Source organism: Vibrio brasiliensis LMG 20546 (assembly GCF_000189255.1).
Taxonomy (GTDB): Bacteria; Pseudomonadota; Gammaproteobacteria; order Enterobacterales; family Vibrionaceae; genus Vibrio; species Vibrio brasiliensis.
Map to the genome: position 1 here is coordinate 23,388 of NZ_AEVS01000059.1, position 11,596 is coordinate 34,983.

Here is an 11,596-nt window from a genome sequence, read left to right on the forward strand (position 1 = left end):
AGTGACACAGGTTGATGGTCGGTTATTTTTTGCTTCTTCGACAGCGCTCAGAGCAATAGAGGATCTGATCCCATTGCCGGGCCCATTTCTTTCGCCAGGAAAATGGTCGCTGACACACCGGGCAAACTTTTATCGGCAGAGTGGATTTGAAACCTTTCATCGTTTAATCGGTCTTGTGGTAAAGACCTCTTATACGCAAAGAGCCCGGTAATAGAGTAAGGGTAGGGGCTTTACCGCTTCGGCCTTTCTCTGAAAGCTGTTCAATGAGTGAGAAAAAAGGCCGCGTCAGGCGGCCTCTCATTACTTCGTCAATAAACGTTTATCGACTTTCCAGCTCAGCGAAAATCGCTTCGGCATCGACAATGCCACCAGAAATAGACAAGCTGCTAAACGGCACGAGATCTTCAGGACTGGACGGCTTCTTAACCAATAGTTCTGGATAGGTGCGTGACTGAGTCATCAGCAACTGTTTCAACTCTTGCGCAGACAAATCTGGGTAGTGAGACCAGACCAGCGCTGCGACACCGGATACCACAGGCGCTGCCATGCTCGTGCCGCTGTAGGCCGCATAGTTGTCGCCTGGTGTGGATGACAACACGCGGTAACCCGGTGCAAAGACGTCAACGGTCTCCTGACCAAAGTTACTAAAGCTTGCGACCATAGAGTCATCGGCATATTTGGCCGATGCACCGACATCCATCCAGGTCGTGATTGGGCGCGACCACTTGTGCTTGGCAAAGCGGTTCGGGAAGCTTGGCTTAATATCGTTGTCCGTTTTACTGTTACCTGCGGAGTGAACAATCAGAACACCTTTGCGCGCAGCGTAGCGGAAGGCGTGATCAACGATGTGCTTGCGCGGCGAGTAACTCTTACCAAAACTCATGTTGATGACCTTGGCACCATTGTCTACCGCGTAACGCACGGCATTGGCGATATCCTTATCGCGTTCGTCACCATTTGGCACCATACGAATCGCCATGATCTGGGCGTGATCGGCGATACCATCAATACCTAGACCATTGCCACGCTGCGCGGCAATGATACCCGCTACGTGTGTCCCGTGAGCGCCAACAGGGCCTTTTACGTCGTTGTTTCCGTAACCTTTCTCCCACGGGTTATTGATGTTGTCCATCACAATATCTTTGCGGGTATCAAAGTCCAGATTGTAATGATAGTCCAGCGACTCTTTATAGCGCTTGGTACGAGACTCTAGGTAATCAAAAGAGTACCAAGAATCAAACAGGCTGATCAGACCCTGCGCCGCCGCGCTTACATCAGGGTTCGAGTGGTCGAGTAAAGTCTGCAGACCTGCAACCGTAAAGTCCTTATGATCAACCAAGTCCAGGATCTGCGCTTTGTAGTCGTTGGCTTGCTCAGTGGCTTCGGTCACTTGCTCCAGAGCCGAGGTGTAATATTCCACATTCTCGAGGTAGTCGGCTTCAACACCTTGGTAGTATTTACGCTTTTTAGGTGAAATCCAGTCATTGTTTTCTTTTAGTGCCAGGTATTTCTTGTACTCGCGGGTCACTTCAAGCGTGTCTTGATCCACATTAATCCCTAGTGAGTTACCTAAGAAGTTCCAACCGTGGACATCATCAATGTAGCCGTTGTTATCGTCATCGATACCATTGCCTGGGATCTCATCTTCATTGACCCAAAGTTTGTTCTTCAAATCTTCATGATCAATGTCGACACCCGAGTCTAACACCGCCACAATAATAGGCTGTGGCTTAAGGGGCGGGAGCATGAAATCATAAACGATGTCGGCACCTACCCCTTGAATGTTCGAATAATTAGCCGACATGTTGAACCAATCACCACGATCTTCAGCCGGTGCGCCAAACAGACGCATGGAGAATACCGCAGGCTCAACGGGTTGAGGTGAGTAGTCCTCAATGATGTTGCCTTTAGCATCTTTGATGAAAGGTGAGTTTACTGGATCTGGCTCAGGGTTGACGTTTGCAGCAACTGACGAAGAAGCCATGATAGCGATAGCTAGAGCGGAAAGTTTGTATCCGTTTTTCATTATGTTACATCCTTTATAATTGTGCTTAAAAAGCGCACTGAAGATAAGTTGCAACAACTTGAATATCATTCGTCTAATTAATGTTTTGGGTTTGAGATCTCACTGCGAGGCATATTTTTCTGCCAAAGTTTGAGCGAAATTCTATTAATAAAATTGCAATTACCCTTACCGATCGGTGTATTGAAAATCCTTTGTAATCAATAGATTAAACAGTATTGGTTTTGGGTTTTTGGGGATGTGTTTTACATAGCGTCACGCCTCATCAATTCTTCATTTCGTATTTTTCGTTACGATAGCCAACAAAACCATCAGTAGGTTCATGATTGATGGTTATGTAGGCTGAAAATAAGGAGAGGGCAATGAGTTGCTAGTCAGTATTCTTTATGGTGCCTGTCCTTGTTATTACGTGATATATTCCCGTGGCTGATACCGTTGGAATTTGCTGTTTCTGGTGGCGAGAGCGGGTTCTGTGAGTGGATTGGGTGGTTCAGGGAAGGGGCGCCACTCGGATGAGTGGCGTTATTTACAATAAGTTTGATTCCATTGTCAATGGACTTGATACTTCCTACAGATTTCATCAAAAGACATATTGCCCTTCTTAATGTCTTCAAAGTCCGATGCTGTTATTTCAACTTTCTGAAAAGCCCCTTGGAGCTGCCCTGAGATATAGCAAAAATAGTATTTCGTCCCATCTCGCTTAACACTCCAACCAGACCCGAAAAACTCATTGTCTGAGGATTTCGGATCAGTAGGATAATCAAAAGGTACTTCTTCGTAATACTTACCCATTCATTACATCCTTCACTTCAACTTCAACTCTGTTACAGGCGGCTTGTGAGAAAAGTCCATAACAGCTTCGGGAACAAAATTATAAGGACAGGCACCATTAAAAAGTAACAGACAAGTCAATTACATACATTACCCCTATCACTGCATTTTTCTCACTTTACCTGTTTTCTTGTGATGTTTCTTCACTCATTCTTATCCAACAGAACAAGGAGGGTAAGTCATGACTACACCGCGAAAACAGCAAGTCTGTTTAGAGACCACTCGTTACTATCACTGTGTATCTCGTTGTGTTCGGCGTTTATTTCTGTCCCTTTTAGAGGACATCATGTCTCTTTTCCTTCCCTGAGAATTCGTAATAACAGCGGTCTGAACTCACTGATCAGGCTGTTTAAATGCCTCTGATAATAGTCATAGGCCTGGCTCCAGTTTTCTTGCCTGGTGAGGTCGACTTTTGTGTTGGGCAACACCACTTTGCCTTGCTCATCGTTCCAAACGGCCATGTTCACCAACTCGTCTTCAAAGGAATGCCGAGCGCTACGTAATATCTGGTAAAGCTCCCTCCCTTTAGAGCTTTTGGCAAAACGGGCAAAGCAACCAATTTCCCTATTGCTGAGTTTGTAGACCGTCATCCATGCGACTGACGTGGAAGGAGGGAGCTGGAAAAAAAGATGACTTTGGCTCGTCGCAAGAGGTAAAGGCTGGCTTTTGTCGTCCAGGCTGACATTCTCGAGATAGCCCTGCCAAAACCTCCGATTGAACATCGCACTTTCGTTTGGCTGAGTGGACGCTTGTTCATCTTGTGGGGGGACGCTCTCAATAAGGTTGATGGATGCTCCCTGCGCATGGTTATCTAGTGTGATAACACGTCGTTCGATGATGTCTGTTTTGTGCAGAAGTTGAGGCTGCACCAACAATTGATCATGGTTGATGTGATAGACACGCATTTCAATCATTGCAAAGGCGAATTCCATGGAAGCATGTCGATTTAGGAAGGATTTGATATCTTCGGCACCTTCTCGAATGCCATCTCCAACCACCAATAGCAAAAATCGCCCCTGACGCAGGTTGCGTTGCACGGCGTCGATAAAGCTGGCTTGCGAAAGGCCGGTTGTCGCCTCCGAGATCATCTGAAACAGCCCACGTCCTTGTGAGCGTTTCCGGACCGCATTATCCAGCATCGTATAGTCCATAGAGGTGAGATCTTTAGCGTAGTCTAACGTTTGCCCCACGACTTCTCGCCTTGATTCAGGGTTGCGATACAATTTCACTTCTGTGATCACCAGACGTCCGGTTGGCGTGACATAAAGGCAATCAATGCGACCGGAACGTGTCGGGAATTCCATACAAACAGGGATTGTACCGACATAATCCGGTTCGATGTCATAAAAGGGGAGCAAACTGGCATTATCGAAAATCATCGCCTGCAGCCATTTCTCATCATATTGGTGGTTATCCATTAAATTGACCCGTTGAAGAGTCGAAGACTTATTGTCAGGTGTGACGACGATTGGGCTATAGTCTGAAAACATGCACGCTCCTTATGAGTCATCCAACATCGCGGCTATCGCGTGTTGAATACAAAAGGATAGCACTTAGTGATGACTGCACTGGGGAAGATAATCGTTTTGAGAAGCGAGGCCTTCTGGCAGACCCACAAAACTTTATGCACTTCTGGCGAGTGAAATCGCGCTCAAATCCACTTTGGTCTTGTCGAAAGGGGAGTATGTTGTGAGGCCGATATCAGAAACGAACGAAACCCTTCAGTGTTGAGAAGATTTTGGTTGGGTATCTATGCACTATTACCGGAAAACTACATTGAAATAGTTGGATGGTTTCAACACTTCATTGATAATGGATGGATAATTAGTCTGCCAGTGCTTAAATATCCACAATTCATCGCTGTGCTAGTGACCACATAATTTGATTTTAGTCACAATGACTTCTATTTTATTTCCCTACTATCTCGACACTTATTTATAAAAACTCAACCCTACAAATATAAATAGTTTTCTAATTTAAATAGAGGATAAGCATCGAAATGAGTGGCGGAATTATTAAGGTTTCAAGAAATACTGAACTGGCTCCAATTAACCCATTATCAACACAGAGTGTGGCGTTTTCTCACTACAACAATATTTCAGCGCAATTACCGATCGATCCTAAAACCGGTCATATTGTCGCAGGTGATATTAAACAGCAGGCGAAACAGTGTCTTGAAAACATCAAAGCGATTGTGGAAAGTATCGATCACGTTATGGATGATGTGGTTAAGATCCATGTCTTTGTTAAGAATATCGATGACTTAGCCTTGATTGATGAAGTGTACGCGACCTTCTTCCCAAATCTTCTGCCGGTGCGCACTGTGGTTGCGGTTAACGCACTGCCGCTAGGTGATGCGTTAGTTCAGATGGATACATTGATCTCAAATGGTGAAGGTACTGCGCCACAAGAGCCTTGTCCGCTGATTAAGCTGTCGAGAAATACCGACAAGGCCCCAGTGAGTGCATTGTCTACTCAGACAGTTGCCTTCTCTCACTACAACAATATTTCTGCGCAGTTGCCGTTAAACCCAGCAACAGGCGAGTTGGTTGCTGGTGGTATCAAAGAACAAACAAGTCAGTGTTTACAAAACATTAAGGCAGTCATGGAAAGCATCGACGTACCGTTTGATGACATCGTAAAAGTGGGCATCTACCTGAAAGATCTTGGCGATTTACCTGCCGTGAACGAAGTCTACAGCACCTTCTTCCCAGACTCGGCGATCGCACGTACTGTCGCTTACGTGCCAGCGCGCACGGTAGCGGCTGTTAAGGATTTGCCGAAGCAAGCTTTGGTTCAGATTGATGTTGTCGTTTCCCATGGTGATGGTACACCACCACAAGAAGTTGAAGACAGACATGGTATTGTGATCCGCGCAAACAACACCGAAGCCGCGCCGCTGAATCCTTTGCATACACAAACTGTCGCTTTCTCGCACTACAACCATATTGCGGCTCAGTTGCCTCTTGATCCACAGTCAAATCAGATGGTAAGTGGTGGAGTGGCAGAGCAAGCAGAGCAGTGTTTAACCAATATTAAAGCGATTGTTGAAAGCGTGAATCACGTTATGGACGATATCGTTAAGGTCAATATTCAGCTCAAAGACATCGCTGATCTTGATGCGGTGAATGAGGTTTATACGCGTTTCTTTAACGGCGAGTTGCCCGCCAGAACGGTCGTGGGTGTTTCGGTTATCGAGCAAGACGCCCTGGTTCAGATCGATGCTGTGGTTTCAAATGGTGAAGGGACACCTCCACAACATTAATGGTTAGCTGGTGTAACCAGAATATCTAAGGCTTAATTAAGGCAGAATAAATTTATTGACTTAATAAAGATCAATAATGGGTTCTGCCTTTATTTTTACGTGAGGTTGTTTATTAATAATTCGCTTATATTAAAGATGATTTTTTTCTTTTTATTTATAATATCTTTAATAGTTAAATTTTTAGTTGAATGTTAAAAGATATATTTTCGGCTATTTCAAGAATCACATCTCACCTCTATTACAACCACAGAATTAAGTTGTTTATCGGATACGTGTATTCCCATACTGGCTTAAGCCAGAACTGAGCCTCTTCAATCTGAGCAACCTGCTTGCAAGCTGTTCATATCCCTACCTAAAATTACCGTCACCCAATTTGGTCATTTGCTGAACTTTGCAATCCATACTAATCTAAAGTATGAAACAAGGTTGATATTTTATAACAAGTATAAATACCGTTATCAAGGTTGGCGCCATGAAACTATCTTTGTCCTCGTTACTGCCGGTGCGTTCTTCGTCGTTACCCGAGAGTGAACTCAAGACGAGTGTCTTAAACTTCATGCCTGATGGCATTTTGATCTGCGATGGTGTGGTTGGCAGCCATAGCGTGTTTTTCGCTAATCCCGCTTTCTGCCAATTTTATGAGCGCAACCACTCGGAACTGATTGGCCTTAAAGTGCTAAACCTGTTTGCGCCTTACCTTTCAACGATACAACTTAATCAGTTACAAAAATCATTGAAATCAAAGGAGTCTGCACAGATTTCTCTCGACATCAAAGGTAAAGAAGCAACCAGGATCATCCGGCTCAGAATAGAGCCGATTCTGCATCAGGACGACTCGATTCAATATCTTGTCATCACTCAGACAGACATTACCGATGCGGAGAAGACCAAACAAGAGCTTCATCAAAGCAATCAGAGACTTAAAGAGCTGGTATCGAGCCAACATCAGACCATCAATGAACATGAGCTGCAGATAGGGGTGATTTTTGAGCAAGCGATGGATGCGATGGTTCTGCTTAATGAGAGCAATCAGATCCTCGATGCCAATGATGCGGCGCTGGCGCTTTTTCACATGGAACGCACAGATTTGCTCGGCCTTGAAATAGGTTCAGTCGTGACCGATTTAAAACCGGGACAAATCTACGAGCAGCTCAGTGAAGTGCCCATGTTTCAGGAGGTGTTACTGACTCAGCCTCTGCACCTCAATGACAATAACCGCCGAATCGCCCTGTCAGGGGCGATTCGTTATATTTCGATCAAGAGCCAGCGCTACATTCTTATCACACTGCGTGACACCAGCTCAGAGTACAGCGCCAAAATGGCGCTCAAGAGAAACCAGACGGAGCTGGAGGCGGTGGTTCGAAACCTTAATCTGGCCACTCAGGCCGGGGGAATTGGGATCTGGAGCTGGGACTTTGATTCGAATGAAGTCTCCTGGGATGAACGAATGTACCAGATGTACGGCGTTGACCCTGACTTATGCGATAACAACTACGCCATGTGGCAAGAGCGGGTTCATCCGGATGATCTCGATCATGCAGAACAGTCGTTGCTGCACGCCCGAGAGACATTGACACAATTCAACTCAGAGTTTCGCATTGTATTACCTGACGGAAAAGTCCGTTGGATCAAAGCGGCGGCCGATGTGATTTTTGCTCAGGACACCGCCGAAGCGATCGGGATGGGTGGGGTCAACATTGATATCAGTAAGGAAAAGAATACTCAGGACGTCCTGCGCAATGAGAGCGAAGCCGCTCACGCAGCCAGCGAAGCCAAATCGATGTTCCTCGCTAACATGAGCCATGAGATCAGAACGCCAATGAATGGCGTGGTTGGCATGTTGAGTTTGCTGAGCGAAACGGAACTCAAGTCAGATCAACGTACCATGGTCAGCTCCATTAAAGACTCGGCGTTGACGCTACTGCATATCATCAACGATATTTTGGACTTCTCTAAAATTGAGGCAGGCAAAATGTCTCTGGAGAGTGTCCCTGTTGAACTGCAAAGTTTATTAGAGCGGACACTTGATGTGCTCCACTTGCAGGCGCGTAACAAGGGCATTGAAATGTATCTGACGTACGATCCTAGCCTGCCAAAGATGATCATGAGTGATAGCGTTCGATTAAGCCAGATCATGCTAAACCTGATTGGTAACGCGGTGAAGTTCACCGAGAGTACGGACGAGCGTGTCGGTAAAATCTGGGTATCGGCGTCGCTGGGCTCTAATGGGATTGCGCCATGTATTGACCTGATTGTCGAAGACAACGGAATCGGTATGACCAAAGAGCAACTAAAAAGGTTGTTTAAGTCCTTCACACAAGCCGATACCAGTACCACAAGACTGTATGGAGGCACCGGGCTTGGTTTGTCGATTACCCAGTCGCTGCTTGATCTGATGGGGGGCACCATTTCTGTTGAAAGTGAATTTGGTGTGAGTAGCCGTTTCTCAATCGAAGTGCCTTTTATTGCGGTCGAGTCGCCGCCAGTCGACCTTACTGCAGACTATATTTCAGGCTCAAGAATCTTAATTATCTCGGCCGATCAAAACGTGGCTACGTTTTGCGACATTAACCTTTCCCGCTTTGATTGCAAGCTGCATTATGTCTCTTCTTTCAAACGTGCTGTTGAGGTGCTCAATCAGGCGAAGCACAACAATATCGATGTCAACATTGACCTGCTCCTGCTCGGTCCGGATATCTACGATGGCTATCTGGCTGGGAATTGTGCGGAGCTAGAGGGCAACCCATTCAGCTTGCATAAACTGCTGCTGATGACCCGAGACCCGGGAGAGAAAGTCGGCAGTCTGGATGACAACAAATACGTCGTGAACTGCAGCCCTTTCAAGCCAAGTTTGCTCACTCATGCTATCAGTGTACTGAGAGGCTTCGTCAGCCCAGATGTCGAGCAGATTGAACATAAGGATCGTGCGGGCAGCGAGCCTGAGCAGAAACACGGTCTCATTCTTGTTGTCGATGATCAGGTGACCAACCGAGACGTGCTTCAGAGACAGCTGACCTATTTAGGCTATCAATGCGAAATGGCGACGCAGGGCCAGGAGGCGCTGCAAATGTGGCAGACCGGGGAGTTTGATCTGATCCTGACTGATTGTCATATGCCGGTGATGGACGGTTACGAGTTCAGTAAGCAGGTTCGCAAAATAGAAAATCAGGACAAAGCCAGAGGTCATATCCCGATTATTGCTATTACAGCGAATGCTATGGTGGAGGCGTCAGAGCAATGTATGATCTCCGGCATGGATGATTATCTGACCAAGCCTGTGGAACTGTCGACATTAAACCGGACGCTGGAAAAATGGATGGAGCTGGCTATTGGTGGGCAAGTCGCTAAACCTGAAGCGGCTTGTAGCGCTCCAGTAGAAACCAGTGCGCCAATCTGCATGGACAATCTGGAAAAAATTCTTGGCACATCTGAACCCACCATCGTTGCCCCCTTGCTGGAGGGGTATTGGGAGTCCGTCATTGAAGACTTTACTCTGGCAAAAAATGCCCTTGAGCAGCAGGACGAACATAATCTTCAGCAGATTGCCCACGCCGCTAAAGGTGCGGCCAGATCGGCGGGCGCGGAAGACATTGCCTCTATCTTTGAGTCAATACAAAACACCGCTATTGAAAAAGACTGGCCGTTGTTAGCGAAATCTCTACAGCAAAGTAAAAACGAGATAGAGCGTCTTAGAGGCTATCTCATTGAAAACTCGATCATTGAAAACACGGAAGTTTGACTATGAGTATGTTTGATCCAAGCGAATTCACTATTTTGGTCGTCGAAGACCATAAATTTTCCAGAAAAGCTCTGCTCAATATGCTGGTTCAGGCGGGCTATGAAAACCTGTTGAGCGCCAAACATGGCCAGCAAGCGATAGAAAAGCTCAATAATAACGACATTCACTTAGTGGTGACTGATATTAATATGCCGATTGTCAACGGCTTAGAGTTGATCAAGCACATACGTGAAGGCAGAACCAATGCGCCGTGTACGACCAGTATAATTGCGGTAACGACGCTATCAGATACTGACACGATTGCGTCGAGCATGACACTGGAAGTGGACGCATTTCTGGTCAAACCCATTACGGTGCAGAATGCGCAGGAGCAGATAAAAAACGCGGTGTCAGAGCCCAACAAACTGTATCAGCAACACCTTTACAAGCAGGTCAGTACTGAGGTGCATATTCCGGCAAATAAAACTAAAGCACCGGCGGGTGAGCCGCGGATCAGAGAAGTGTCCTCCCATGTAACTCAAATAGAGAAGCTGTCACAGTTACAGGATGGGATGACGATTTTGGATGATATCTTCGTTACAACCGGAGGGTGTCTGTTAAAGGCCGGAACGAAGCTTAATAAGAAGCTATTAAAGCGCCTTAATGAGTTAAGCACGGTCATTGAAGTACACCCGTTTTATGCCAGAACGGATGAAACGCAGTTGGCCTGTTGACGGCCAGCTGCGCCTTTTCGCCTTGAAGGGGTGAGCATACTCTCTTCCCCCTCAGCGGTGACTCTATTTAGTGTTTACGGCTCGGGCCGTTACGTACTAAGTCCTGACCTGTCTGGAATACTTCTTCTGTCACCCAGCGGCCAAGAACAAGCTGATGCTTGTCGTCCAGAACAGCGACGAATCGACGACCGTCGCTGTTGTTGGTTGCCAGAACCACACCTGCGGCATTGTTAAGCTCTAACACGCCGCTTTCTACCGCGATAAGAAAAGCCTCGAGCTCGGCTAGGTCTGCAATAATTTTGTCGTCACTGATCATTTGAGTATTCTCTATTTCGTTACTTTCGCTGATGTATCGTCGACTCAGGAAAGTGGTGTCTATTTTGCCGCTACTTTAACGATCATAGTGCTTAAAATCTACTACTGCACAGTGCCACGGCAACAACCGCTCGCCATTTAATCCGATTTTCGACCATTCACGCCAGATTAGCCCCATTCGTCGCATTGCTCTGCACGCTTTTCTCTTTGTACGTAATCTTTGACCATCAAATGATGAAAGGAATAATCACATGAAAACAGCCAAACTCCTCAGTGCAATCGTATGTGGTCTGCTTATCTCTTCACCTGTGACGGCCTCACCCAGTGAAGCGGTCATTGCTCAGTACAATCTGGCAGCAGAAGGGGATCAAGACAAAGTGGAATGGGTTTATGCTCAGCTTGAACAGCAAATTGCGCAGCAGGGAGCTGACCCGCTTAGTCTGGTTTATTTAGGCAGCACTCAGACTCTGATGGGACGTGATGCCTTCATGCCATGGAACAAAATGAAGTATACCGAGCAGGGGTTGGCAACCATCAGCAAAGGGCTGGATCTGCTCGCGTCTCAGCAAACGCCATTAGAGCAGCAGGATATTCGTCAGGGCTTGCCAGAGTCGCTGCTGGCGAGATCAATTGCAGGTGCGACGTTCACCTCTCTGCCAGATATGTTTAATCACTTTGAGCGTGGTTACGATCTCTATCTGGATTTGCTC

At 46.5% G+C, this 11,596-nt stretch carries 9 protein-coding genes; 4 read left to right on the forward strand and 5 right to left on the reverse strand.

Going from position 1 to position 11,596, the window contains the following annotated elements; all coding sequences use genetic code 11:
• Nucleotides 1–22 precede the first annotated feature (22 nt).
• The 4 genes from RH46_RS21790 to RH46_RS09975 all read right to left on the reverse strand — a co-directional run bounded on the left by RH46_RS21790 (nt 23) and on the right by RH46_RS09975 (nt 4,344).
• Nucleotides 23–160 carry a DUF2256 domain-containing protein gene (locus RH46_RS21790; RefSeq protein ID WP_006879312.1) on the reverse strand — a complete coding sequence of 46 codons (138 nt, stop codon included), beginning with the start codon at nt 158–160 and terminating at the stop codon, nt 23–25.
• A gap of 159 nt (nt 161–319) precedes the next feature.
• Nucleotides 320–2,026 (reverse strand): S8 family peptidase, encoded by a 1,707-nt coding sequence (locus RH46_RS09965; protein WP_006879313.1) that lies wholly within the window; start codon nt 2,024–2,026, stop codon nt 320–322.
• A gap of 546 nt (nt 2,027–2,572) precedes the next feature.
• Nucleotides 2,573–2,815, reverse strand: a complete 243-nt coding sequence (locus tag RH46_RS09970; protein WP_006879314.1) for a hypothetical protein — start codon at nt 2,813–2,815, stop codon at nt 2,573–2,575.
• Between the two features lie 323 nt (nt 2,816–3,138).
• Complete coding sequence (locus tag RH46_RS09975) at nt 3,139–4,344, reverse strand: PDDEXK family nuclease (protein WP_006879315.1); 1,206 nt, start codon at nt 4,342–4,344, stop codon at nt 3,139–3,141.
• 509 nt (nt 4,345–4,853) lie between these two features.
• On the opposite strand from RH46_RS09975, the gene RH46_RS09980 reads away from it, so the two are divergent.
• The 3 genes from RH46_RS09980 to RH46_RS09990 all read left to right on the forward strand — a co-directional run bounded on the left by RH46_RS09980 (nt 4,854) and on the right by RH46_RS09990 (nt 10,571).
• On the forward strand, nt 4,854–6,119 hold the full coding sequence (locus RH46_RS09980; protein ID WP_006879316.1) for a Rid family hydrolase: 1,266 nt from the start codon (nt 4,854–4,856) through the stop codon (nt 6,117–6,119).
• A gap of 472 nt (nt 6,120–6,591) precedes the next feature.
• Nucleotides 6,592–9,858, forward strand: a complete 3,267-nt coding sequence (locus tag RH46_RS09985; RefSeq protein WP_006879318.1) for a response regulator — start codon at nt 6,592–6,594, stop codon at nt 9,856–9,858.
• Nucleotides 9,859–9,860: 2 nt separating this feature from the next.
• A complete protein-coding gene (locus RH46_RS09990) occupies nt 9,861–10,571 on the forward strand; it encodes a response regulator (protein ID WP_006879319.1) in 711 nt (236 codons plus the stop codon).
• A gap of 67 nt (nt 10,572–10,638) precedes the next feature.
• On the opposite strand, the gene RH46_RS09995 is transcribed toward RH46_RS09990, so the two are convergent.
• A complete protein-coding gene (locus RH46_RS09995) occupies nt 10,639–10,887 on the reverse strand; it encodes a hypothetical protein (protein WP_006879320.1) in 249 nt (82 codons plus the stop codon).
• Between the two features lie 250 nt (nt 10,888–11,137).
• On the opposite strand from RH46_RS09995, the gene RH46_RS10000 reads away from it, so the two are divergent.
• On the forward strand, nt 11,138–11,596 hold a 459-nt coding region (locus RH46_RS10000; protein ID WP_006879321.1), incomplete at its 3' end, for a hypothetical protein.